Origin of the sequence: Butyricimonas paravirosa (assembly GCF_032878955.1) — a bacterium.
Lineage (GTDB): Bacteria > Bacteroidota > Bacteroidia > Bacteroidales > Marinifilaceae > Butyricimonas > Butyricimonas paravirosa.
In genome coordinates this window covers 2,991,228-3,016,076 of record NZ_CP043839.1, presented here as the reverse complement: position 1 = coordinate 3,016,076, position 24,849 = coordinate 2,991,228, and the positions used below count along the sequence as shown (strand labels likewise).

General features: G+C 42.9%; 19 protein-coding genes and 1 tRNA gene. 17 read left to right on the top strand and 3 right to left on the bottom strand.

Going from position 1 to position 24,849, the window contains the following annotated elements; translation table 11 throughout:
* The first annotated feature begins 3 nt into the window (after window positions 1–3).
* The 4 genes from rnpA (at window position 4) to F1644_RS12515 (ending at window position 2,503) form a co-directional block, all read left to right on the top strand.
* Window positions 4–474 (top strand): ribonuclease P protein component, encoded by a 471-nt coding sequence (rnpA, locus tag F1644_RS12530; RefSeq protein WP_118305227.1) that lies wholly within the window; start codon window positions 4–6, stop codon window positions 472–474.
* On the top strand, window positions 434–655 hold the full coding sequence (gene yidD / locus F1644_RS12525; protein ID WP_106481061.1) for a membrane protein insertion efficiency factor YidD: 222 nt from the start codon (window positions 434–436) through the stop codon (window positions 653–655). Before rnpA ends, yidD begins: the two co-directional genes overlap by 41 nt.
* Before the next feature lie 58 nt (window positions 656–713).
* Window positions 714–2,363, top strand: coding sequence for a S41 family peptidase (locus F1644_RS12520; protein WP_118305228.1), 1,650 nt, complete (start codon window positions 714–716; stop codon window positions 2,361–2,363).
* Window positions 2,364–2,432: 69 nt separating this feature from the next.
* A tRNA-Gln gene (locus tag F1644_RS12515) sits at window positions 2,433–2,503 on the top strand.
* Between the two features lie 598 nt (window positions 2,504–3,101).
* Here F1644_RS12515 and F1644_RS12510 read toward each other — a convergent pair.
* Window positions 3,102–4,013, bottom strand: coding sequence for a helix-turn-helix domain-containing protein (locus tag F1644_RS12510; RefSeq protein ID WP_118305229.1), 912 nt, complete (start codon window positions 4,011–4,013; stop codon window positions 3,102–3,104).
* Between the two features lie 9 nt (window positions 4,014–4,022).
* Window positions 4,023–4,691, bottom strand: coding sequence for a YczE/YyaS/YitT family protein (locus F1644_RS12505; protein ID WP_118305230.1), 669 nt, complete (start codon window positions 4,689–4,691; stop codon window positions 4,023–4,025).
* Window positions 4,692–4,860: 169 nt separating this feature from the next.
* On the opposite strand from F1644_RS12505, the gene F1644_RS12500 reads away from it, so the two are divergent.
* The 13 genes from F1644_RS12500 (at window position 4,861) to F1644_RS12440 (ending at window position 23,474) form a co-directional block, all read left to right on the top strand.
* Window positions 4,861–6,165, top strand: a complete 1,305-nt coding sequence (locus F1644_RS12500; RefSeq protein ID WP_118305266.1) for a TolC family protein — start codon at window positions 4,861–4,863, stop codon at window positions 6,163–6,165.
* Window positions 6,166–6,188: 23 nt separating this feature from the next.
* A complete protein-coding gene (locus F1644_RS12495; RefSeq protein ID WP_117774682.1) occupies window positions 6,189–7,223 on the top strand; it encodes an HlyD family secretion protein in 1,035 nt (344 codons plus the stop codon).
* Between the two features lie 5 nt (window positions 7,224–7,228).
* Window positions 7,229–8,806 carry an MFS transporter gene (locus F1644_RS12490; RefSeq protein ID WP_118305231.1) on the top strand — a complete coding sequence of 526 codons (1,578 nt, stop codon included), beginning with the start codon at window positions 7,229–7,231 and terminating at the stop codon, window positions 8,804–8,806.
* Window positions 8,807–8,908: 102 nt separating this feature from the next.
* Window positions 8,909–9,448: an RNA polymerase sigma factor gene (locus tag F1644_RS12485; RefSeq protein WP_117774680.1), complete on the top strand. Its 540-nt coding sequence runs from the start codon at window positions 8,909–8,911 to the stop codon at window positions 9,446–9,448.
* A 104-nt stretch (window positions 9,449–9,552) separates the two neighbouring features.
* Window positions 9,553–10,728 carry a FecR family protein gene (locus tag F1644_RS12480; protein ID WP_118305232.1) on the top strand — a complete coding sequence of 392 codons (1,176 nt, stop codon included), beginning with the start codon at window positions 9,553–9,555 and terminating at the stop codon, window positions 10,726–10,728.
* A 102-nt stretch (window positions 10,729–10,830) separates the two neighbouring features.
* On the top strand, window positions 10,831–14,286 hold the full coding sequence (locus F1644_RS12475; protein ID WP_118305233.1) for a SusC/RagA family TonB-linked outer membrane protein: 3,456 nt from the start codon (window positions 10,831–10,833) through the stop codon (window positions 14,284–14,286).
* Between the two features lie 12 nt (window positions 14,287–14,298).
* Window positions 14,299–15,780: a RagB/SusD family nutrient uptake outer membrane protein gene (locus F1644_RS12470; RefSeq protein WP_118305234.1), complete on the top strand. Its 1,482-nt coding sequence runs from the start codon at window positions 14,299–14,301 to the stop codon at window positions 15,778–15,780.
* Window positions 15,781–15,794: 14 nt separating this feature from the next.
* Window positions 15,795–17,144, top strand: coding sequence for a hypothetical protein (locus tag F1644_RS12465; RefSeq protein WP_168044050.1), 1,350 nt, complete (start codon window positions 15,795–15,797; stop codon window positions 17,142–17,144).
* 24 nt (window positions 17,145–17,168) lie between these two features.
* Window positions 17,169–18,566: a TlpA family protein disulfide reductase gene (locus tag F1644_RS12460; RefSeq protein WP_229782356.1), complete on the top strand. Its 1,398-nt coding sequence runs from the start codon at window positions 17,169–17,171 to the stop codon at window positions 18,564–18,566.
* 10 nt (window positions 18,567–18,576) lie between these two features.
* Window positions 18,577–19,449, top strand: a complete 873-nt coding sequence (locus tag F1644_RS12455) for a fimbrillin family protein (protein WP_158572009.1) — start codon at window positions 18,577–18,579, stop codon at window positions 19,447–19,449.
* 10 nt (window positions 19,450–19,459) lie between these two features.
* A complete protein-coding gene (locus F1644_RS12450) occupies window positions 19,460–20,926 on the top strand; it encodes a fimbrillin family protein (protein ID WP_118305237.1) in 1,467 nt (488 codons plus the stop codon).
* Between the two features lie 125 nt (window positions 20,927–21,051).
* On the top strand, window positions 21,052–21,852 hold the full coding sequence (locus tag F1644_RS12445) for an ABC transporter ATP-binding protein (RefSeq protein ID WP_118305238.1): 801 nt from the start codon (window positions 21,052–21,054) through the stop codon (window positions 21,850–21,852).
* The gene (locus F1644_RS12440; protein WP_118305239.1) at window positions 21,849–23,474 is read left to right on the top strand and encodes a hypothetical protein; all 1,626 of its coding nucleotides are present in this window, start codon (window positions 21,849–21,851) and stop codon (window positions 23,472–23,474) included. The genes F1644_RS12445 and F1644_RS12440 overlap by 4 nt, the downstream gene beginning before the upstream one ends.
* Here F1644_RS12440 and F1644_RS12435 read toward each other — a convergent pair.
* Window positions 23,464–24,648 carry a dicarboxylate/amino acid:cation symporter gene (locus tag F1644_RS12435; protein ID WP_117774671.1) on the bottom strand — a complete coding sequence of 395 codons (1,185 nt, stop codon included), beginning with the start codon at window positions 24,646–24,648 and terminating at the stop codon, window positions 23,464–23,466. The two genes, F1644_RS12440 and F1644_RS12435, sit on opposite strands and share 11 nt — an antisense overlap.
* Window positions 24,649–24,849: the final 201 nt, after the last annotated feature.

Below are 24,849 nucleotides of genomic sequence, written 5' to 3'. Positions count from 1 at the left end.
AAAATGGACATCAAACGATGTCCATTTTTTGTATGTTTGCACTCGTATATGGATGAAACGATAAAATACACGTTTTGCAAGGAAGAACGGCTATGCCGGAAGGGGGGATTCGAGGAACTTCTGTCCTCGGGTTATAGTTTCGTGTCTTATCCGTTACGAGTGGTAATCCGGTTATACCCGAGGGAAGAGAAAGATTTCCCGGCCCGAATAGCCGTGAGCGTTTCTAAAAGGCGTTTCAAGCGAGCCGTGAAACGTAACCGGGTAAAACGTTTGATTCGGGAGACCTATCGTCTGAATAAAAATATATTGTACTCTTATATCCCGGAGGATAAAACGATGGATATATTGTTCATATATTTGCATGATGAAATTTTTGAATATGGTAAAATCGAAAAAGCGATAACCGGTGCTATTAAAAAAATTAGGAGCTATATTGAAAAAGATAGTGGTGGGGATATTGCTGATACCTATTAAATTTTATCAGTTATGCATTTCTCCCTGGACACCCCCGAGTTGCCGCTATACCCCGACGTGTTCACAATACGCGGTGGAGGCGTTACGGAAACACGGTCCGGTAAAAGGATTATACCTCGCGATAAAACGGATATGTTCCTGCCATCCATGGGGAGGTTCGGGCTACGATCCGGTGCCGTGAAATTTGTTATTTTGTTGGATATATACTATTTTCGCTAGATTGTTATTAAAATAAGATTATGAGAAAAAATACACGTGTAATTATCTTCATTTCGGGAGTCTTGTTACTGGCTTTCGGGATGCTTGGCTTGAAGGAAGACGATAAAAGATTCCAGATTAGTAAGGGATTGGATATTTTTGCCACGCTTTTCCGGGACGTGAATCTTTTTTACGTGGATGACGTGCAGCCGGAGAAAATGGTGCAGGACGGGATTGACGCCATGTTGAAGAAACTGGACCCCTACACGGTTTATTACCCGGAAACTAAGTTGGATGAGTTCAAGATGATGACAACGGGCGAATACGCCGGGATCGGTTCCGTGATCGGTATGAAGGATGATTACGTGGTGATCCGCGAACCCTATAAGGGATCTCCTTCTTACAAGGCCGGGTTACTTCCGGGTGATTTAATTCTGGCTGTTGACGGGGAAAATATGAAGGGAAAGAATGTCGAGTACGTGAGTTCCCGTCTGAAAGGACAACCCGGTAAAGAGGTGGTCCTTAAACTGCAACGTGTCGGGGAAGAAAAGCCTTTGGAGAAGCGGGTTCTTCGGGAAGTCGTACAGGTTCCCAGTGTTCCTTACTACGGGATGCTGAATAACGAGATTGGGTACATCTATTTTACCGGTTTCACGGATAAGGCTGCCGACGACGTGAGAAGCGCGATCATGGATTTGAAAAACCGGGGAGCGCAGTCCCTTGTTCTTGATCTTCGCGGTAACGGGGGAGGATTGCTGGACCAAGCAGTGGAGATTGCCAATTTCTTCCTGCCCAAAGGTTCCTTGATTGTAAGCACGAAAGGAAAGATGAAACAATGGGATAAGGAATATCGCACGACGAGAAATCCCTTGTTGCCGGATATGAAACTGGCCGTACTGATCGATCGGGCATCAGCCTCAGCCTCGGAGATCCTTTCCGGTTCTTTGCAGGATTACGATCGGGCGGTTGTAATCGGTGAACGTTCATTCGGTAAGGGATTGGTGCAGACAACCCGTGATCTGGTCTATAACACGAAATTAAAGGTAACCACGGCGAAATATTATATCCCTAGCGGACGCTGTATTCAAGCGGTAGATTATTCCCACCGTAATCCGGATGGTAGTGTGGGTACGATTCCCGATTCTTTAATGAAACCCTTTAAAACGAAAGTAGGGAGAACCGTGTATGACGGTGGTGGTATTACGCCGGACGTGAAGATTGAACCGGAGAAATACGCTAAGGTAACCCAAGAACTGGTGTTGCAGGATATGATCTTTGATTTTGTCAATGAATACGCGGCAACTCATCCCACGATTGCAGCTCCTTCTGAATTTGTTTTGTCGGATGAATTGTTCAACGAATTCAAGGAATACTTGAAAAAACGTGAATTTGAATACGAGACAGCCTCCCAGCTTGTTCTGGAAAGATTGGTAAAGGCGACTCAAGACGAGAAATACTATGATCAAGTGTCCAGCCAGGTAGAGCAATTGAAGAATAGTCTCGGACACTCTATTGATCGGGATTTGGATGTTTTCAAGAAAGAGATTTCCGATATATTGTCCGACCAGTTGATGGAACGTTATTATATGCAAGAGGGTGTGATCGAGTATCATATCCGTAATGACAAGGATATAGCTAAGGCGTTGGAGGTTTTGTCGAACAACGAAGAGTATCAAAAAATATTGAAGTAGCATGAAAAAATAGATAGTAGTTTTTTGAAATCCCAAAAAACTACTATCTTTGCACCGCAATAAAACAATTGCCCTATTGTGTAATGGTAGCACTACAGATTCTGGTTCTGTCTGTCTGGGTTCGAATCCTAGTGGGGCAACAACATGAAGAAAACCCTTATAGTTGGAAAACTGTGAGGGTTTGTTTTTTTTATGAAATTTGTTGATTATCAGTGCTGTTACTTCTCTTTTCTATTTTGTCTGAATGATTCGAGATATTAGGATTAAGGGATAATTTGAGTCATAAGAGGTATCATAAAAGGTATCATTTCCCCGTTTTGCCAATAAATTCAGGTATCATGTTAATGTGTTTATTTTTAGTGTTTTACGAGTGAATATTATGATAATGAACGAGTGTGCCTCATTTTTCTTATGTATGTTTGGAAGGAATAAGTGAGGATTATACTTGTTTGTGCTAAGGTTTATTCTGAATTTGTAATTAATAGATAATGACTAACGGATGACTACCGAATATAATATTTTCATTACATTTTATAAATACTTTATGAACCTTATTCTATATAAGGTTCATATAAGGTTACTATAAGGTACCTATAAGGTTCATGACGGTAGTGATCAAGTATTGTTCAATTAATGACAATGTACTTAGAACTGAATTCCTTATTATTTAGCTGTTAATTTTCACATAGTTACGGTCCTGTTATGTTTGAAGTTTCTCTTTTTTGAAGAAACTATTTTTTACTTTTTGGATTTCACCATCACGTTTCTGAATTCTAGGGGTGAAATGCCGGCCCATCTTTTGAAAAACTTACTGAAGGAGGCTTGATCTGAGAAATGTAACTCGGTGGCGATTTGTTGGATGGAAAATTCGGATAAGGCGAGAAGGTTACGGGCCTCGCTGTACAGCATTTCGCAAATGAAATTATTCACGGTGCGACCGGTTTGTGCTTTGATGATAGAAGTCAAGTATTGGGGCGTGATATTCATTTGCCGGGCATAAAAAGGAACGGAATGTTCCGTTTTGTAATGGAGCATGAGTAACGAGATAAACTTCCGTAATATATTGGCGTATCGGGTTTGTGGGACTCTTTCAGTAACTTCATTTATTCCTTTGTTATCCAATATATTGTCTATTTCCAGATAATAGCGGGTTAGAGCGTTCTGGATCATTTCCAACTGATAGGAATGTTCCGTCCGGAAAAGTTGAATCCGGAGGTCTTCCATGGTGGAGGCTAGTAGGTGTTTCTCTTCCTCAGAAATTTGCACGATCGGGTAGTGGTACATATTCATCCCGTGGGTAATTCGGTGTTGGATGTTGAGAATGGGTAGGCGATCGATGAAATTCTTACGAGAACAGAGGCATAGGCATTGAAAATCACGGCTTACTTGACGAAAATTTGTGAGGTGCAGTGGGGACAGGATGCACAATGAATGAGCGTCAATTGGGTATTCCACGCTATCGACCAAAAGCGTGGCTCTTCCCGATAGCACCAGCATATAGGAAAAGGCATTCAGGTAAACGGATTTATTTCCGAACAGGAGAAATTTAGGGCCGATGTCAGAGGTGAACACGGTGATCTCCCCCTTGTAGGATTCACCTTTTTTGAAGGTCTCGATTTCTTGGATGTTGACAATATTGTAAGACTCCATGCTGAAGGGTTATCTTGTGATGATGGAGCGAAGTTTGTGTAATGTTTTTTGTGTCATGATTTTTTGGTTCAGAAAGCTTACCAGATAACCCGTTATGCAGGCCGCGATGATGGAACCTTCCCGCACACCTTCTACACGTTGGCTCAAGATGAGGGAAAGGATGACGGCTGACGTGACTAGGGTAACGTCGAAGTACACTTTGAATTTTCCGAATTCTTTGTTACAACTGCGGGAGGCATATTTTACGAATCCCTCGGCACTCATCATGGCAACATGGGGTTTTATTTCGAGGACAACACCGATGGATTGCACGAGGCAGCCAATGAGTAGCAAGGCGATGGACATCCCGTAATTCGAGGGGTGTACACCACTTGTCAAAAGCATATTCAGATCGATAAATGCCGAGAATATGAAAGAAAAAGGTAACTGGAGTAGAATCTCGATGATGTCCCGTTTACTTTTGTTATTCCGGATTAGCCAGAATTGCCCGATAATCAATAGCATATTGATGATGAACGTGCAGGTTCCCAAGGATAGAGAGCTGTTCAGGCTCAACACGTAGTTTACACTGGAAATAGGAGTGGTGCCTAGTGCCGAACGGATGATTAATACGATTCCCGCGGCTAGAAAATACAATCCGATAACGAATATCAAATACTTTTTTAAAAGTTCCTTCATAGTTAATTCTCCCTTTGTAAAAAACGCACGAAGATACTGTTTTTCGATGAAAATAGGAATAATTGCGGGAGGGTAGTTTCAAATAAAACAAATTCTCTCGGTTTTCGAACATCCGATTGTTGTGGCTTTTTTAGGAATTTTGCAGCGTCTTAAAGAAAGAGAAAGCAAGATGAATAGGAAGAAAATTGTGACAGGACTATTGTGTATGGCCGGTCTGTTACCGGTTTGTGCGCAACAAAGGGTTTTGAGCGTGGATGAAATGTTTCGTTTGGCCGACACGAATAGTCGGAGTATCCGCTCGCATCGCTTGGCTGTTGATGAAACAAAACAGGGGATAAAAACGGCTAAAAGTGATAAACTGCCTTCTATTGAGGCAAATTTATCGTTCAGTTATATCGGGAACGGCTGGATGACGGATCGGGATTTTTCTGACGGGCAGAAGGCCTCTATGCCGCATTACGGGAATAATTTCGCGATTAAAGCTACACAGGTGGTATATGCCGGGGGAGCTATCAACCGTAGTATTCAGTTGAGCGAGTTGCAACAACAGGTGGCGGAACTGGAATTACAGGATAACCGCCAGGAGGTGCGGTTTCTGTTGGTGGGGTATTACTTGGAACTTTACCAGTTGTATAACCAACAAGAGGTCTACGAGAAAAATATCGAGCAAACCCGCTTGTTGGTGAAAGAGATTCAAGCTGCCTTTCAACAGGGGACGGCCTTGAAGAGCGATATTACCCGTTATGAACTTCAATTGCAGAATCTGGAGTTGGGATTGACGAGTATCCGGAACCGGATTAAGATTTTGAACCGTCAGTTGACCACGACGATCGGTCTGACCCCTGAGACGGTTATTTTGCCCGATACGACCGTGTTGGCAAGGAATATCGAGAGGCGGGATGAGTTGTCTTGGCAGGGAATGAAAAATGAATCTCCACGTTTGAAATTGGCTGATTTGGGGGTAGAGATGAGTAAGAAACAACAGGACTTGGTACGTGCCGGGCGTAGGCCGAATATCGGACTCGTGGCCGCGAATAATTTTGACGGACCGATATTGATTGAGGTACCACCGATTGACAAGAATTTTAATTATTGGTATGTCGGGATCGGTATCTCGTACAAGTTTGACGCTCTTTTCAAGAATAATAAAAAGTTGAAACAAGCCCGGATTGCTACCCGGAAGGCGGAAGAGGATCGGTTACTGGCGGATGAACAGGTCTCTAACGGGATACATTCCGCGTGGGTTGAACTGGACGAGGCTTATTCCCGGTTACGTACACGGGAGAAGAGCGTGCAACTGGCTCACGAAAATTATGATGTGGTGCATTACCGTTACCTGAACGGGTTGTCCTTGGTGACGGATATGCTGGATGCCAGCAATATTCAGTTGAGTAGCGAGTTGGAGTTGACGAATGCCCGGATCGGTATTCTGTATCAGTATTATTTGTTGAAGAGAACAATCGGTAGTTTATAATTATTTTAATTGATATTTCAGTTATGAGTACAAATAGAAAGAAATTGATTCCTAACGTGGTTTTAATCCTTGTTATTGTTGTCGGTATTTGTTGGGTAGCCAGTCGTTTTATTCATTTGGGACGGGTGGAATACACGAATAATGCCCAGGTGAAACAACATATTACCCCGATAAATACCCGTGTACAGGGATTTATCAAGAAGATATATTTTGAAGAGTACCAGCGTGTGCGTAAAGGTGATACCTTGGTGGTGATTGAGGATGCCGAGTATTGCCTGCGGCTGGCACAGGCGGAGGCGGATTACCGGAACGCGCTGGTCGGGATGGATGCGATGCACACGACGGTTCATGCGGCGCAGAGTAATGTTCTGGTGACGGATGCCGGGATCGAGGAAGTACGGGTGAGATTGGCGAACGCGGAGAAAGACTACGAGCGTTACAAGGAGTTGTTGAAACAGGAGGCGGTTACCGTGCAGCAATTTGATCAGGTGAAGACGGAGTTCGAGGCGACAAAGGCCCGCTACGAGCAAATTCTTCGTCAGAGACAGGCGGTTTCACTGGTGAAACAGGAACAAACGCAGCGTTTGGAACAGAACGAGGCGAATATCAAGCTTGCCGAGGCCGCGTTGAATTTGGCTCGACTGAATCTTTCGTACACGGTGATTCTGGCCACGACCGATGGGGTGACCGGGCGCAAGAATATACACGAGGGGGAACTCGTGCAACCGGGGCAGACGATGGTTAATCTCGTGGATGTGACCGAGAAATGGGTGATCGCGAATTACAAGGAGACGCAGACGACTCGCATGGAGGAAGGGCAGATGGTGGAGATCGAGGTGGATGCTATTCCGGGAGTAAGGTTTGAGGGGCGTGTCGCGTCCATTTCGGAGGCCACGGGAGCTTCTTTTGCACTGATCCCGCAGGATAATTCTGCCGGAAATTTCGTGAAGGTGGAACAACGTATCCCGGTTCGTATTGAATTCACGGGGACGAATAGACCGGAGGATATGAACCGCTTGCGTGCCGGGATGAACGTGGAATGTAAGGTTAATTACTAGAGAAGATGTCTGCACCGAATATACCGACACGCATCATGATGTTCCGGGATTTTGTCCCGGATCGGGTACGTGTGTTTCTTTGTTTGTTTTTTGCTGTGACCTTTCAATTTAGTGGGGGAATTTATTTGGCATCCGTTTTGCAGATGGTTGGGTCGCTGGCGTTGATGCAGGAGGATATTATGATGGCCGGTTATGCCTCGTTCGTGGGGACAACGGTTGTTTTTCCTATTCTTTTTCGCTTGAAGTTTCGTTTCACTTCCCGGTCAATTTTCTTGATGGTCTGCCCGGCGTTGATTGTTTGTAACTTGATCACGATGAGTACGGGGAGTCTCCCGGTGCTGGTCGGGGTTTGCTTTATTGCCGGGATGTTGCGTATGTGGGGGACGTTTGAGTGTTTGTCGAACGTGCAGCTCAGTATCACGCCGACTCGTAATTTCGCGGTGTTCTTTCCGGTCGTGTATCTTATCGTGTTGGGAAGTATCCAGTTGTCGGGGTTGGCGACTGTTTATTTAGGCTATTGGGCTGACTGGCGATATATGCATGGGTTGATTATCGGGTTATTGCTTGTCGTTTGGTTGTGCGCGGTTCTGTTTACCCGCCATTTCCGGTTTATGAAAGCTTTGCCGTTGTACGGGATAGATTGGTTGGGCGGTATTTTGTGGGCGATCTTTCTTTTGGCCTTGGCTTTCGTTTTTGAATATGGTAAGTTTTATGATTGGTTGTATTCTCCTTATATCCGTTCGGGGATCGTGGTGGCGGTCGTGGCGTTGTTGTTGAATATTAACCGGATGCACACGTTGCGACATCCTTATATCACGAAGGAGGCGCTGGGGTATCGGAATATGGGGGCGATATTGCTTGCCTTTTTGGTTCTCTGTTGTTTGCAGACGACGCCAACCATTCTACAAAATATATTTACCGGGAGTATTTTGAAATATGATGTGCTGAATTCGGTATCTCTGAACTGGTGGAACCTATTGGGAATCGTTTTGGGAGCTTTGGCAGTTTATTACTGGCACGCCCGCTTGCATGGGGGCTACAAAAGGGCCGTGTTTACCGGGTTTGCGCTGATCGTGATATACCAGTGTTTCATGTATTTTCTGATCGATCCGCGGATGAATATTGAATGGCTTTACTTGCCGACGTTGTTAAGGGGAGCGGGATACGTGATGATTTATATATCGTTGACAGTTTATATCTCAGGATTCGTGCCGTTCCAACATTTCTTTCAAGTGTTGTCTTTGCTGGGGTTTGTGCGGACGGGGTTCGGTTCGGCATTCGGAAGTGCGATTTACGGGCGGGTGATGCAACACGTTCTACCGGGAAACTATCAATTGTTAGCTGCCGATCTGGATGCGGTGAATCCTATTGCCGCTCATATCCCAACGGGACAGCTCTATGGCGAGACGATGAGGCAGGTGATGCTGGTCAGCATGAAGGAATTATATGGCTGGACGTGTATTATCGGGATTTTCTTTTTGCTGATGCTTTTGAGTTACAGGTATCTGAACCGGAACACGGTGGGACGTTTACCCGGAATGAGGCAGATTAAGCGAGTGATGAAACGGAATGTCAGTTATTAGTTGGCTGCGATTTAGGGAATGTGGTCAGATTGATTGCAATTTATAATGACGATTTGCGGGAAATAATTTTGTTTCTTGTGCAATGTTGCTACTTTTGCAAGCATGGAGGAGACGATTACATATTCCAATAAAGTAATAAAAGAAAAAGAGTTTTTTGAGTCTTATTTTTCTTTATTCCTCCAATTTGCCTTAAAATATATTCCTGATGAAGAGACTTGCAAGGATATTGTTCAGGAGGCATTTATTAAATATTGGAGGCAAGAAAATAATTTTAATGATGAGATTGCTTTAAAAACATATTTGTATAAAAGTATTCGTAATGGTTGTCTGAATCAATTACGCCATGAAAATGTGCGTAAAAAGTATTTTGAATCCTTACCGGATGATTGGGAATCAGAAGATTATTTCATGGAGAACGTGATAAAGGAAGAGGTAGCGAACATTGTACTCCAAGAAATTAATAAGCTTTCAGAGACTAGTCGAAAAATTTTATTTAAGGCATTGGATGGTTATTCAAATGAAGAGATTGCAGAGGAATTAGGGGTATCTGTTAACACGGTCAAAACGCACAAAGCGAGAAGTTATATTATGCTGCGTCAGAACTTGGGGCATTTGCGGGTTTTGCTATTCTTGTTATTCTAATTAGTGAATAAATCTTTTTTCCGGTATTTTCCAAAAAAAATGTAAGTAGGTGTCATTCCTATTTCGTCGAGAAGTGTTTTATAGATGAAATAAAGCATGAAAAGATGGAAATGAATGTGCAAAAATGGGTTCGTTTAGCCCGGGGGATAGGTAAAAGTTTATTGAATGAAGAGGATAAACAGATGGATGACGAGGTCTCGGAATGGGTGAACGAATCTAATCGGGGAAAAAGGATTTTAGGCGAGTTGCGAAATCTTGATTTTTATGTGGAGAAGGAGGCTAGAAAGAGGGAAATAGAAAAACATTATAATTGGGAAGAGTTCATAGCGTGGCGGAGACGTTACGAGCGTCGTCGAAAGTTTTTGGTTATACGTTGTGTCGCTGCAGTTGTAATTTTATTTTTCGTGAGTACATGCGTGTGGTTTGCGAATAAAGGGGAAGAAAAATCTCAATTTATGTTCCAGTCAGAGATAAAGCCGGGGTGCTTGAGAGCATCCTTGATATTGAATGATGGGCAAGAAATTATATTGGATAAGCGATTATCCTTGATGGAGTCGGATAGTTCTGTTGTTTTGAGCAACGAGAAAGGGGAATTGTCTTACCGGAATGTGCGGGAAAGATCCGGAGAATCGAGTATTAATACGTTACGGGTTCCTTGTGGCGGAGAGTATCAATTAATGTTAGCGGATGGGACTCGTGTGCGGGTGAATTCCGAATCGGAACTCGTTTTTCCAACTTGTTTTAATTCAGACCGGCGAGAGGTGTTTTTAAAAGGAGAGGCTTATTTTCAAGTTGCACCTGATTCCGATAAGCCTTTTTACGTGCGGGTTAATGACTATATCGTGAAAGTTACGGGGACATCTTTTAACGTGACTTCTTATACGGATGATCCATGTGCGATGACCACGCTGGTGGAAGGGAAAGTTTCTGTTTATGGCAATGATTCCACGTGGAATTGTGATTTGACACCAGGGTATATGTTGAAATTTGATAAAGGGACGGCACAGGTGATCTCGGAGGAGTGTGATCCGAGGATTTATACCTCGTGGATTGATGGAGAATTCAAGTTCCGGGATATGAGGCTGGAGAATATTATGAAGAAATTAAATCGATGGTATGATTTTGAGGTCGCGTATGAAGAGGAGGAACTAAAAGATTTACGTTTTAGCGGGGCGGTTGAGAAATACAATCCGGTAGAATTTCTTTTAAAAATGATAGAGGAGGTTACGAAGGTACGTTTTGATATAGAAGGGAAACGGATTATGGTTAAAAATAATTAGAACAGGGAATCATCACTTCCCTGTTCTGTAAAAATAATTTCATAACAGCAGTGTTTGCCGCATCTTCTGTTATGGGGTATTATTAATGTTAATAACAAATGTATGGAGAAAAATTGTGAATTAAAAATTCGAGGGCACTTACATGGCGTGTTCTTGTTTATTTTGCTTTTCGTCTCGGGTATTTGCGGGAATAACGTGTATTCTCAAGAAAAGAGACTTACGATTGAGATGAAAGAGGCTACTCTGGGAGAGATTCTGGAGAAAATTTGCCAATTGCAAAATGTCGAGTTCGTGTACAACACGGATATTGTTGACGTGAAGGAGAAGATGTCCGTGTCGATGCACAACAGTACGTTAAAGGAGGTGTTGGATGTGGTCTTGGGGAAGAGGTATTCGTTTAATATTCAAGGACGTTACATTATGGTGCGTAAAAAGGATCAGAAGGGTAATGAAGAGACGCCTGTTTACGTGGAGTTGAAAGGAAAGGTGAAGGATGAACAGGGAAATCCGTTACCCGGAGTATCGATTGTCGTGAAGGGAACGAACATAGGCGTGGCGACGGATGTTAACGGGGAATTTAAGTTAGTTGTACTTAAATCTATCGCTCCCGTGCTTAAATTTTCCTTTATCGGGATGCAGCCTGTCGAGATGGAATGGACAAAAGAGAAGAAAGAGGTGATCTTATCTGAGGATGTTGCGATGATGGAAGAGGTAACTGTCACGACCGGTTATCAGACAATAGAAAAGAAAAGGATGACGGGAGCGGTGGATGTGGTTACGGCGAAAGAGATCGAGAATAAGGGATATGCTTCTGTGGGTGATGTACTCCGGGGTGCGATGGCAGGTGTATCTACTCGGAATGTTTCCGGAAAACCGGGGACTTTACCTGAAATTCGGATACGGGGGTTAAATTCTCTCTACGGGTCAATGGAGCCGATGTGGATTGTGGACGGGGCTCCTTTCTACGGGAGTTTAAATGATATAGAACCAGAAGATATTGAGAGTATAACTGTTTTGAAAGATGCGGCAGCAACAGCTATATACGGTTCTCAGGCGGCGAATGGAGTCATTGTGATTAAACGAAAGAGAGGGCAGGAGGGCAGTATTTCGATAAGGGTTGCGGCAAACTTTTCAATAGATGCAGCCCCGAAGAATAAGTTGGATTTGATGAATTCTGAGGAAAAAATTGCTTTTGAACGGAGTATATATGAGGATTTCCCGAATCAGACTTCTGGGGGACGGGTGATGACTTTGTTAAGAAATGCGGATGTCGGTAAGATTACTCGAAGTGAGGCCGAGGCTGAAATTGAGCGTTTGAGTAAAATCAACACGGATTGGTTTGATGTTATTTTTAAAACAGCTTTTTCTCAGAATCATTCTATCGCTCTTTCCGGGGGAACGGAAAAGAGTCAGTACTATGCTACATTGAATTACCGGAAGACGAAGGGTATCGTGCCGACAAATGTGTATGAAAATTGGGGAGGTTCCTTACGTTTGTCCCAAAAGTTTAATTCTTGGCTGCAAATTAATTTTGATGTATCGTCAACAATTCGAAAAGATGAAGATTCGGAGATGTCGGTTAATCCTTTGCGTTATGCAACTTACGCTAATCCTTACGAGCGCCCTTATGATGAGGAGGGAAATTTGGAGTATGACCGTTCCTATACATCGGAGTTGAGTTCATTGAAAGACGGTTACAAGTATGATTTTAATATTTTGGATGAGATGAAACGGAATAAGTCCACAAAGAAATCTCTTGATAACAATATTTCTTTGGAGTTGGATTTCCAGTTATTAAAGAATCTAAAATTTTCTACCAGAGGCTCTGTTTTTAATAATGCTCATGAAACCTGTACTACTTGGGATCCAGGATCATATACGGGTAAGTTGAATAACTGGTTGACGGGTGTTTACACGGAGTTACCTGATGAATTGAATCGTGGTGCGTTGGCGGAGGGTAATAGCCGATCATCGGGATGGACTTGGCGCAATAATTTAGAGTTTCGCCAGGCGTTTAAAGAAAAGCATTTTTTGAGTATTTATGTTGGTCATGAAGTTTCCGAGTATAAATCTAATAGTAATTATGTGAAGTATCCCGAGTATGATCCGGAAAAGGGATTAATGGGGGTGCCGGATATAGATGGTGTTGAGGATGTGAAAAGGAAGATTCTGAATTTGCTGGATGGATTATCTGAATCTCGGAACCGGAGCGTTTCATTCTTTGTTTCAGGGTCGTATAGTTTTTTGGATCGGTATGTTGTTGCCGGAAGTATTCGTATGGATGGTGCTGATATTATCGGTACGGCTAATCGTTTTTCCCCATTGTGGAATGCCAGTTTTAAATACAACGTGTACGAAGAGGGATTTATGAAAAAGATTTCTTGGCTGGATGAATTGGCATTCCGGTTATCGTATGGTTACACGGGGAGCATTGATAAAAATGCTTTGCCTTTTGGTGTGATGACTTTTATGTCGACAGACGAGTATTTCGGTTATGATATTCCGACTTATATTCAACCTAAGAATCCGTCCGTGAAGTGGCAGAAAAAGGAAGACCGGAGTGTGGGTGTTGATTTCGCGTTACTGAATCGTCGAATCCGGGGAACGGTGAATTATTATAATAACGTGACACGTAATTTGCTGGACACGAAAAATTTGCCTATTTCCGTTGGAGTAAGTAGTATAAAATATAATAGTTCGTCGGTTAGGAATTACGGTTGGGAATTTTCCATGAATTCTCAGGTTCTTCGTACTAAAGAGCTGTTTTGGAAGGTAGACTTTAATGTCGGGATGAACAGGAGTAAAGTGATCAAAACGTATTATAAAGATATTTCAGAGATTCCTAAAGGATATGATAAGACAACACCTGTTGAGGGGGCTTCTACAAATGCATGGTTCGGGTATCGCTTTGCAGGAATTGACCCACGTACAGGTCATACATTGGCGTTTGTTGATAATAGTAAACGGGAGGAACCTATTGGTTTCCAACGAGAAGATGGCCGATGGGTTTTAGATATGGATGATGTTGTGAATAAAGATCGGGAAAGTATAAAAGAGAACTTGGGAGATAGTTATCCAACTGTTAATGGAGGATTCCGGACGAATCTGTCTTGGAAGGATTTTACGTTTGATGCAAATTTCACGTTTATGGTAGGACACAAGATTACGGCAGCTTATTACGCTACATCGGCAGGAGGAGTCGTTTCGGCAGCCAGCCAGAACGTGTTGAAAAAAGAGGCGACCCGTTGGCGTAAGCCGGGAGATATTACGGATATTCCGGTCTATTCTTCCGGGGGTGAATATTCGTCTCTTAATAGCGAGTGGTACGATTTGAAATTGGAAAGTGGTGATTTCTTGAAATGTACAAGTATCTCATTTGGTTATCGGGTACCTTCAAAGATTTGTCAGAAATTTTCACTCACGTCACTACGGGTGAATTTTAATGTTCGGGATGTGTTTACCATATCCGGTTATTCTGGCTTGGACCCGGAGAATTTTGGGGGATTTAGTTATCCTAATTCCAAAAAGTATATGATTTCTTTGAATATAGGAATTTAATGAGAATGAATTATGAAAAGAGGTTGGATTATAATGTGCATACTGGTATTCGGTATTGTGGGATGTAAGGATTTTTTGAATCTCGTACCGAAGAATAAAAGGGTTGTGGCGAATTTGGAAGACGTAAAAACGGAATTGTTGACTTATTTGGCTGCGATAACGTATTCAACAGGAGGTCTTTCTCCTTCTTATGGAGGATCTGTTTTCCGTTTTCCCTTGTATAATGATGTGGCAACCCAGTTATGCCTGTACGAGGATGATATGAATATGTCTTATTATTCGGATCATTCCAGTATCGAGGAGAAGGCCATGAACGTGTATACGGAATGTATTGATTGGAAAGGTGTTTCACTTGCAAGTGTTTTGTGGGAAAAGTGTTACGGGGCAATTGGTTTTTTGAATGTTATTCTTGACGATTTGGAAAAAGCCGGAGGATATACTCAAGCCGAGTATGAAACGATCACGGGTGAGGTTAAAACAATACGTGCTTATTATATATTCAAGTTGTTGCAATTCTTTGCTCCTTATAATAGTGATAAGCTGGGAATTCCGTTGAATTTGGATTCGGAGAATGTTATTCCCGGAGGGCGGTTGTCCCAGCGAGAGGTTTATAGAATTGTGATTCGTGAATTGGAAGATGTCTTGGAGTATGAAACTGTAAGGGAGAAATGGAATATTTTTTATTATCCGGGGATTGTGAAAGCTATTTTAGCACAAGTGTATATGTTTAAGGCTGGTTCTGCAGCCGCGGAAGAGAGTGACTGGGCAAATGCCGAGAAATATTCCGGAGAGTTGATAGCAGGTTATGAGCCTGAAAATCGGGAAGATATTCTTTTTAATATGTTTTCCGGGACAGTCCGAGAATATCAAGTGGGAGGAGCTAATTATCAACTCCGGATGACCTATCGAATATCATGTGGTTTTGGTGATATTTTTTCCGGTATTTGGGCAGAGGGAAAAGCCCAGCGAGTTTCTAACGAGTTACTTGATATGTATGATGAGGAAGATATACGTCGGGAGGCTTGGTTTAAGACGGAGGAAGAAGAAGGCCGGACGATACATTACATCAATAAACCGGGATATACGAGATCAATTAATGAGGTTACAGTTCTTTTCCGTACGGCTGAGATGTATTTGATTAATGCGGAGGCCAAGTGTCGGCAAAATCGGGTTGCGGAGGCTAAGGATATGTTGGAAACCTTTAAAAGGGCAAGAATTATCGGTTTTGAGAATTATTCAGGAGAGGATGTGTTAGGTGAGATTCTGAACGAAAGACGAAAGGAGTTTTGTTATGAGGCTGGAACTCGTTGGGTGGACATGAAGAGGTTGGGAATCGGAACCAGTAGGGTCGGAATGAGTAAAGAGGGAGAAGGTACGGAAGTTTATGAATTGAAATCAGATGATTATCGTTATGCTTTGCCTATTCCGAACGGGGTAGAGCTGGATTACAATAATAAAATAGAACAGAATCCCGGTTGGGGAAATTTGAACTGATAAAGAGGTTGTATATGAATAGAATATTATCATTTTTTGTATTGTTCGTTTTGTTTGTCTCGTGTGATCATGATGACAAATTTTACGAGAATCCGGTTTCGTTAAGTGATATAAAATTATTATCGATTCGGGCGGATCATAAGATGTTACTTCCGGATGGAAAGGCGAAGATGTGTTTTTATATTACAGCCTTCGGGATAAAGGAGTTACCGGATTATTCGGCTCAGTATAAGGGCGTGGATAACGATACAATCATGTATGATCCCCGTGTGGTTTGTGATACCTTCAAAATTCCGGAAGATGTTATTCCGGCAGGAGCTTTGAAATTGTATGATGAAAGCGGAAATGAAATTCCGGATGCCGTTTATTCAACGACAGATGCAACGGAGAGAACGGTTTATTTCTATGCTAAATCGGGAGAACTGGAAAGTGAAAAGATCGCTATTCGAATCCGGGAGTTACCGAAACAGGAGTATGAGGAATTAGTGTTTCCCGTGATATTTCATGTTCTTAATCCTACGGAGCAGGTGGGTGTACCTTCGTTCAAGATAACGGAAGAGGTGGTGAAGAAGAATCTTGATCGACTAAATGATGTATTTGGGCGTGTGGTGACAACAGATCCTAATGGTGCAGATACGAAGATTAAATTTGTTGCCGCTAAGTACGATGTTTCCGGGGTAAAACTTGCCGAGGAAGGAATCCATAATTGGGAGATCAGCGCCTCGGAAACTTTTGAGGATATTGATGATTATGAGAATTATGTATTGAAAAATAAATTGAATTTAATATATGATTACCGGTATTATTTGAATATCTGGTTAATTAATTATCCTCAGGGGTCCAATTCTTCCGTGAAGGCTCCGACGGTGATATTAGCAGGAGAAGAAATTCCGGGTTTGAATGCTAATGAATGGCCTCTGGACCAATTCCCGGAAAAACCTCGTGATGTTGGTTTCTTTATTAATATGTCGGCTTTCCTTAATCCGATGAATTCAACGGATTTTTTTGAGATCTCGAATTCTATGGCTCAATTTTTCGGGTTATTATCGACTCAAGCCTCCGAAAGCGAAGGGGTTAGTAATATCGTTGATGGAGATACTGACTACTGTACTGATACGTATTATTATTGGAATGATAATTCATCTGTTTTAAAGAATACGAGTAAGGAGGAAGATTCCGTGGATGAGAATACAGAATATTTTACTTCCTATAATGTGATGGATCGGTATAGCTGGAAAAATTCGATTACAGTGGATCAAGTAGCCAGAATTCGGGAACATATAGAAAAGTGTCCTTCCCGGTGGATGTATAAATCGAAGTATGCCTTGACAGGACTTCAAGAAGATTGGGATGCAATAAATTAGATTAATGTTTAAAATGAAATGATGATGAAAAGATTTTTGTTATTAATAATCGGGGTACTCGTGTTGTGTAGTGCTACGTTTGCACAGGCAAAGAAAATGAGGTTGACAGTTAATTTGCAAAATGCCTTATTAACAGGGAAAGTGGAGGTGAAGGGGAATCATTTGAAAGAAGAGATCGTGGTGGGAGAGGATAAAATGGGGATGATGGAGATCGCATTGGAACAAGGAGAATATGTTAGTTTAACAATAGGATATGCTAGGAACTTACTTTATCTGGAACCGGGGAAAGATTTAACTCTTGTTTTGGTTCCGAATAAAGATGGGTCTTTTCACCTTAAGAAGAATAGTTTTAATTATCAAGGAGATGTGGAGAATGTAAGAATCAATAAATACTTGAACGAGAACGATCTGAAGTTTTTAGAGCGCATTGATTTTACGTTAGGAGAGAACGAGTTTTTGAAGAAACTATCCGAGTTGAATAAAGAGAATACCGAGTTGATTAAAAAGCAGAAATTTGCCAAAGAGTTTGAGAAGATAGAGTTGTTTCGGGTTAAATATCAGTTGTATACCCCATTAGTTAGTTATCCTATTCAGCATTTTTGGAAAAATGGTAGTGAATGGACCGGGTTGGAGCAATATGAGGAGACGCCTCAAGTGAAAGCTTATATCCCGAAACTTTTTATTGATAATGAACAAGTTTGGAAAATTTCTTCTTACCGGGATTACGTGAAAGGTGGTATTGGTATTCTTGGTGTATCGGAGTTCATGGGGAATGATAGGTATAAGGGAACATTAGAACAGTTAAACTTTTTGACGGAACATTTTAAGACTCCGGTTATTTTGGAAGATATTACTCAAAGTTTGGTGATGCAATATATTGAAGTAACGGAAGGTAGACCACTTCGTGACATAGAATCTTTTTACAAACGTAACGTGAAGAAAGAAGTCTATCAACAGGAATTGGCGCAAGCGCAGAAAATGTGGGCAAAATATTCGGAAGGGACTCAAATAATGTCATCTGATCATAAATATATGGATATTGATGGGAAGATGGTCGCTTTGGAGGATTTGAGAGGGAAATACGTTTACATTGATGTTTGGGCAACTTGGTGTGGTCCGTGTAAAGCAGAATTACCTTATTTGAAAAAACTAGAGAAAAAGTTTGAAGGAAAGAATATCTATTTCGTGAGTATATCTATTGATGCTAATAAAGCTGCATGGATTAAAATGGTGCAAGAAGATCACTTGGGAGGTATTCAATTACATGGGGGAAATAAAGCTCAAATTGCGAAAGACTATGCCATTAGGGCCATTCCTCGTTTTATCCTATTGGATAGAGAGGGTAAGGTGATAAATAAGGAAATGACACGTCCTTCAGATTCGGAAACAGAGGAGACGTTAAATGCATTGGAAGGTATTTAAAACTGGAATTATGAAGATTAAAGTTTATCAATATTTTGCATGGTTTTGTCTGGGACTTTGTACGGCCTGTTATTCCGGGATGCCGGAAGATGAGGGAGAAGTCGGACAAGGCAAGGAGGTTACTTTTCGAATCACTCGGTTCGATGAGATATTCTCTAGAGCTACGGCTACCAATTTTGAGGTCGGGGATTCTATCGGGATTTATGCGGTGAAACATGATGTAGCGGGCGGGAATTCGTTTCCCGCTTTATCCGGCAATCAAGCTCATAATGCCAAATGGGTGAAGACGGATGAGGGATGGCAACCCGCATCTTTGAAGGATAAAATTGTTTATCCGCAAGATGGGGCGGAGCTGGATTTTTATGCTTATTACCCGTATTCCCGTGATGCGATAAACCCAGAAGGTATTGCCATGGGCGTGAAACCGGATCAAAGGACTATCGAGGGAAGGAATGGCTCGGATTGGATGGCTGCCACGAACACGACAGGAGTGAACGAGGGTGAGGTGGAGTTGCTTTTCCGGCACGTGATGGCTGCCGTGGAAGTTGAAATTCGGGGAGGTAATGTGATTACGCCGAATGAAAGATTGGAGGTGCAAATGACCGAGATTTGTTTGAAAAATTCATTCAATTTAGGTACAGGAGTGTCTGTTGCTGAAAATGAGACGGGTACGATTGATATGTGGCGCTTGGAAGATGCGACAGATATGGGTTCTTTTACATATAGGGCATTATTGCCAGCACAGTCTCTAGGGGAGGGGATTCCCGTGTTCAGGTGCTTGCAGGATGGGAAAATATACATATACCGGGGGGAAGAGATTATCTTGGAACGAGGGTATCGTACACGTTTTGTGTTTATATTGAAAAGTGGAAGTGAATCATAAATAAATAGCTATGAGAAAGATATTGTTAATAGTTATTGGAGTTATTGGGATGTTTCTGACAGCTTGCGATGATGATAAGGAGATGTTATTATCTGACATCCCAATACGTTTATCCGGAAAGATTCTCGGGATGGATGAAGGGGAGGCGTTGGCTCGTTTCCGGGGAGGTGCCGGAGTGGGTGTTTATATTGTAGATGCAAGTGAGAGGCAAACCGAGGATTTGCTTGGTGCCCGTGTAAGTAACAAGAAGTTTATGCAAAGTGCTGATGGCTTGGTTGGTGATCCGCTTGTTTACTGGAACCGGGAGACCGGAATTGAGTTTGCAGCTTATTATCCTTATTTGCCGGAGAATGGAATACTCTCTGAGGCTTGTTTGTTTCAGGTTGCAGAACGACAGGATTCTTTGCAAGACGGGCTTTCTGCCTATGGTGAAAGTGATTTTTTATGGGCAAGAGGTTATGCTGATTTTCAGACAGAACCAATCGCATTGGAATTTAGTCATCTGATGAGTAAGGTTATTATTTATTTGAAGAGTGATGCGATGATTCCGGGTGATATGATTGGGGGTGAGGTGAGGATTCTTGGTAGTGTAACAAATGCAAAGATTGATTTGAATGAAGGAACGGTGATCGCAGAGGGTGAAACGGGAGAAGTCGTGGCGGCAGATGAAGTCATGCAAAAAGATGGTTTTGAGATCGCCGTAAAAGCAATAATTGTACCTCAGACTTTGAAGAAAGGGGTAAAATGGTTGGATATAAAAACTTTGGGAGGTTATTCTTATTTTAGTGAATTGCCGGAAGATCTTATTTTTCAACCGGGAAAGCAGATGACGTTGAGTGTAAGTATTGAAAGTGGTGAATGTCATGTAACTGTTGAGGAAATCGAGGATTGGATTGAAACGGAAGCTCCGATTGTGGGAGAGGTTGTGGAAGATTTACCAACATTTAAATTGTATGATTTTTATAATTTGAACGGAGTGCAAGGATTAGTTATTGCCGTGGATGAAACGGGTAAGCATGGGGTATTGATTTCGTTGGATGAAGAACGAACCCAATGGTGTACGGAACCGTCATTGATGGCGCAGGCTTATTCGGCAGGTGATGCCCAAGAGAATTTGAACGAGGTTCTGAATGTAGATCCGACTTTAGAGAAATTCCCGGCGATGAAGTGGTGTATGGATAAAAATAAAGATGGTATTTCCGGGTGGTATATGCCGGCTTTGAATGAGTTGAGGGACTTTTGGAATATATTGTATACGAACACGGATTTGATTAATGATAAGATTGTGGCAACAGGTGTGGTGGGTGCTACCGAAATAAAAACAAATTGGTGGGATACTGATGGTTATTTTTCTTCTTCTTTATCGTTAAGTGACAAGGTGCGTAGTATAAGTTTTTCGATGTTTGGAGATGGAATTAGTGTCGCTTTATTGTCTCAAGATGCTTCTAGTCATGTGCGGGCATTCTATAAATTTTAATTTATTGAATAAGTAGAGAGAGTTCCCCAAAGGTGTTTGCTTTTGGGGAATTTTTATGCTCATTTCTTAAATTATCCTTTATCTTTGTCATGTTGTGTTCGGAGAATAATTAATAACGTCAGTATATGGCAGATGATTGCGTGATCCGGGTGACCGGTTTGAAAAAGAGTTTTCCCAAGGGGAAAGAGGTTTTACACGTGTTGAAGGGGATCGATATGGAGATCCGGCCGGGAGAGGTGATCGGTTACCTTGGGAGTAACGGGGCGGGGAAGTCCACGACCGTGAAGATTATGTGCGGGTTATTGGAGGATTTTGAAGGGAAGGTGGACGTGTTGGGGTATGATGTTCGGGAAAGTGATATAGAGGTGAAGAAACGGATCGGGTATATCCCGGAGAATGCCGTGATGTACGAGCATTTGACCCCGATGGAGTATTTGGAGTTTATTGGAGCCATGTACGGGCTGGACCGGAAGGAGATGAACCGGAAGGCTGACGAGTTACTCTCGTTGTTCGAGATGAGGGAGAACCGGGACGAGAGAATGGTGAATTTCTCGAAGGGGATGAAACAGAAGGTGCATATTATTTCGGGATTGCTGCATAATCCGGAGGTGATTTTCATGGATGAACCTTTGAACGGGCTGGATGCTAATGCGGTGATTGTCGTGAAGGAGGTCATTGCTCGTTTGGCGAAAGAGGGAAAAACGATCTTTTATTGTTCACATCTGATGGATGTGGTGGAGAAAATAGCCAGTCGGGTGATTTTGATTAACGAGGGAACGATTATCGCTAACGGTTCGGTTCGGGAGTTGATGGAGGAGGCCGGAACGAGTTCTTTGGAGGGATTGTTCACGAAGTTAATAGGAGCCACTGGGCAGTCGGAAAAAGCGGAACAGATTGTAAACGCTTTTGAAAACAGGGAGTCATGATTAGGGTGGTGACACAAATTCTGCGACTCTTTCAAGGGGTGTTTACCCGTATGGGCGTTGATTTCGACCGGATGCTGGCCATCGTGACGGTGAAACTGACGGTGGATAACCGGATTGACCGGAGTGGACGGAACAAGAAAAATGCGTCAAATGCGTTGATGAGGCAGGGAATTTTACTCGGAATTTGCGGGCCGATCTTTTTCTTGACGGGAATAGCGTCGGGAGCTTTCGGGGTGTCGCTTTTGTTATACCAGTCGTACCTGTTTCTGATGTTTCTGATGAGTTTTATGATGGAATATTCCCGGATTCTTTTTGACGGGAACGATAATCATATATTGCAGCGTTTGCCCGTGAATTCTAAAACGATACTGGTTGCTCGTCTCGTGTCGATGTTGGTGTACATGTTTTTTCTTTCCGGTTGTATGTCGGTGATCCCTCTGGTGATTGTCTGTTTTTGGAAAGGGGTGATGTCCGGGGCTTTTTTCATTATTTCAGTGTTTCTGAACACGATTTTCACGTTGCTTTTTGCTAATGTTATTTATCTCGGGGTGATGCGCTTTATTTCAGTGGAGAGGTTTCAGCGGGTGATGAGCTATGTTCAGGTGGTGTTGATTGCCGGGGTGGCTTTGAGCTACCAGTTGGTCGGGCAGTTAATTCATAATATTCAATTGGATATGTTTCAGCCGGGGACTTGGATGTATTTTACGCCACCTTGTTATTTTATGTCCTTGACGGTGATGGTAAAGCAACCGACGGGACCCGTCTTGTTGCTGGCGTTGATCGGGGTAGGGCTTGTTGTCGTGCTTGGTTATATCACGGTGGCTTATCTTGCTCCTTATTTTGCGGCAAAAGCGGGGGTGTTGAATTCGTACTCACCCGTGAGCAAGAAACGTAAGGGGGGAAAGGAGGGATGGCTTTACGGTTTAGCACGGGTATTTGGTCGGAGCCCGATGCAGGTGACCGGGTTTGTCTTGGGATGGCGTATGACCCGTGATAATTTGAAGTTCAGACAAGGTGTTTTGCCCATGATGATTTACACGATGTTCTTGGCAGTTTTCTTTTTATACCAGGGACGGCAGGAGGAAGCTGGCGGCATTGCTTATTATATGCCTCTTTACATGATGGCGATGATTAGTATCGGAATCCAGATGAATATGTCAATTACGAATAAGGGGGATTTACTTTGGCTTTATCGTTCCAAACCGTTGGAGCGTCCGGGGGCCTTGATCCTCGGGTGTTTCAAGGCTTTGTTTGTGAAATATTATCTTCCGGTTTACGTGTTGCTCTGCGGGATTTTTGTTGCGATGCTGGACTGGGTGATTCTTCCGGACCTGTTGTTTATTCTGGTCGTGAGTACGTTGGTAAGTTATATTTATCTATGGTTTTCCGGGATGCTTTTTCCCTTTTCGAAAGAGAAAAGCTCCATGGATTCCGGGCGGAATATGTTGCGGGTTATTGTACTGATGCTTATGCTGGTTCTTGTCGGGGGAGCGCATACGCTGGCTATGCGGTTGTCGTGGTTTGGAATCTGGGGAGCTATCGTGGTGATGTCGTTTCTTGTTTTCTTGATGGAATTCGTGATATGTCGTGTTTCTTGGCGGAAGGTGATTTCTAACTATTAATACTTTTTTGTTTTGTAGAACGGTGGCTGGATGCTTTTGTCATGATTAATGTCAATGCCCCGTCTCCCGTGATGTTGCAGGCTGTTCCGAAACTATCCTGTAAAGCGAATATAGTTAGTAGAAGGGCTGTTCCGGCCTCATCGAATCCGAGAACGGAGATCACGATTCCCAGCGAGGCAATCACGGTTCCACCGGGAACTCCCGGAGCCCCGATGGCGAAGATGCCGAGTAGGATGATGAAGAGGATCATGACGGTTAATGACGGGAGTGAACCGTAAAGCATGAGTGATACGGTCATCACGAAGAAGACTTCCGTTAGGATGGAGCCGCATAAATGGATATTCGAGAATAGGGGAACGGCGAAATCAATAACATCGTCTTTTAATACCGGGCTTTTCTTGGCACATTTCAACGCGACAGCCAGCGTGGCGGCCGATGACATCGTGCCGACGGCTGTGAGGTAGGCGGGGCCGTAGTACTTCAATACCTGCCAAGGATTCTTTTTCGAGATGGCCCCGGCAAGGACGTACAGGAAAGAAAGCCACACGAACTGGGAGATGATGACAATAACCATAACACCAAGGAACACGGGGAGTTGTTTCGTGATGGCACCCTCGTAACTTAATGCGCAGAAATTGGCCGCGATGAAGAAGGGGAGGATGGGTATAAGAATGCGGTTGATGAGTAACAACACCATCTTTTGGAAATTGTCCAGTAGGTTTTCGAACACTTCCGATTTGGTCCACACGGTGGCCAGACCGATCATGATGGCCAGTACGAGGGCGGTCATCACGCTGACAACAGGGGGTATATCAAGGCGGAAGATTAATTCCGGTAATTGTCGTAAGGTTTCTTTCACGGGTTCGATGGAGAGGTGTGGGATCAGGGTGTACCCGGAGACCATGGCAAAGAAGGCCGCACCAATGGAGGAAAGATAAGCGATAATGAGAGCCAGAGACAACATTTTGGAGGCGTTATCTTTCATCTTGGCGATCGAGTAGGAAACAAATCCTAAAATAATAAGTGGAACCATGAAGAAGATCAATTGCCCGAGGATGTATTTCACGGTAACGACAAAGTTCATAAAGCCCTCGTTAGCGACGAATCCGAGAAGAATCCCGATAATGACGGCGATGATTAATTTGAATATAGTACTGGAAAATAATTTCTTCATGTTTCTTTTTTTCGTTTATATCGTCGTGAAGAGCGATTTAGTTACAGGAGAGTGTGTCAAAAGTCATTTTTCAAACTCCCTCCCCCCTTCGGGGTATTGAGCCTGCAAGCAGTCTCGAATCGGCTCTCGCTCGACAGACAACGAGTAAACTCGCTGTCTATTCTCGTTTACTCGCCGATTTCCCTCTATAAACAGAAGGAG

What these genes read in the sequence shown, in the direction of transcription:
- F1644_RS12475 (WP_118305233.1), top strand. Translation starts at nt 10,831, where the DNA reads ATGGAGAAAAATTGTGAATTAAAAATTCGAGGGCACTTACATGGCGTG.
- F1644_RS12510 (WP_118305229.1), bottom strand. Translation starts at nt 4,013, where the DNA reads ATGGAGTCTTACAATATTGTCAACATCCAAGAAATCGAGACCTTCAAA.
- F1644_RS12500 (WP_118305266.1), top strand. Translation starts at nt 4,861, where the DNA reads ATGAATAGGAAGAAAATTGTGACAGGACTATTGTGTATGGCCGGTCTG.
- F1644_RS12435 (WP_117774671.1), bottom strand. Translation starts at nt 24,648, where the DNA reads ATGAAGAAATTATTTTCCAGTACTATATTCAAATTAATCATCGCCGTC.
- F1644_RS12465 (WP_168044050.1), top strand. Translation starts at nt 15,795, where the DNA reads ATGAATAGAATATTATCATTTTTTGTATTGTTCGTTTTGTTTGTCTCG.
- F1644_RS12480 (WP_118305232.1), top strand. Translation starts at nt 9,553, where the DNA reads ATGGAAATGAATGTGCAAAAATGGGTTCGTTTAGCCCGGGGGATAGGT.
- F1644_RS12505 (WP_118305230.1), bottom strand. Translation starts at nt 4,691, where the DNA reads ATGAAGGAACTTTTAAAAAAGTATTTGATATTCGTTATCGGATTGTAT.
- F1644_RS12445 (WP_118305238.1), top strand. Translation starts at nt 21,052, where the DNA reads ATGGCAGATGATTGCGTGATCCGGGTGACCGGTTTGAAAAAGAGTTTT.
- F1644_RS12495 (WP_117774682.1), top strand. Translation starts at nt 6,189, where the DNA reads ATGAGTACAAATAGAAAGAAATTGATTCCTAACGTGGTTTTAATCCTT.
- F1644_RS12460 (WP_229782356.1), top strand. Translation starts at nt 17,169, where the DNA reads ATGAAAAGATTTTTGTTATTAATAATCGGGGTACTCGTGTTGTGTAGT.
- F1644_RS12485 (WP_117774680.1), top strand. Translation starts at nt 8,909, where the DNA reads ATGGAGGAGACGATTACATATTCCAATAAAGTAATAAAAGAAAAAGAG.
- F1644_RS12455 (WP_158572009.1), top strand. Translation starts at nt 18,577, where the DNA reads ATGAAGATTAAAGTTTATCAATATTTTGCATGGTTTTGTCTGGGACTT.
- F1644_RS12450 (WP_118305237.1), top strand. Translation starts at nt 19,460, where the DNA reads ATGAGAAAGATATTGTTAATAGTTATTGGAGTTATTGGGATGTTTCTG.
- F1644_RS12440 (WP_118305239.1), top strand. Translation starts at nt 21,849, where the DNA reads ATGATTAGGGTGGTGACACAAATTCTGCGACTCTTTCAAGGGGTGTTT.
- F1644_RS12520 (WP_118305228.1), top strand. Translation starts at nt 714, where the DNA reads ATGAGAAAAAATACACGTGTAATTATCTTCATTTCGGGAGTCTTGTTA.
- F1644_RS12490 (WP_118305231.1), top strand. Translation starts at nt 7,229, where the DNA reads ATGTCTGCACCGAATATACCGACACGCATCATGATGTTCCGGGATTTT.
- F1644_RS12470 (WP_118305234.1), top strand. Translation starts at nt 14,299, where the DNA reads ATGAAAAGAGGTTGGATTATAATGTGCATACTGGTATTCGGTATTGTG.
- rnpA (WP_118305227.1), top strand. Translation starts at nt 4, where the DNA reads ATGGACATCAAACGATGTCCATTTTTTGTATGTTTGCACTCGTATATG.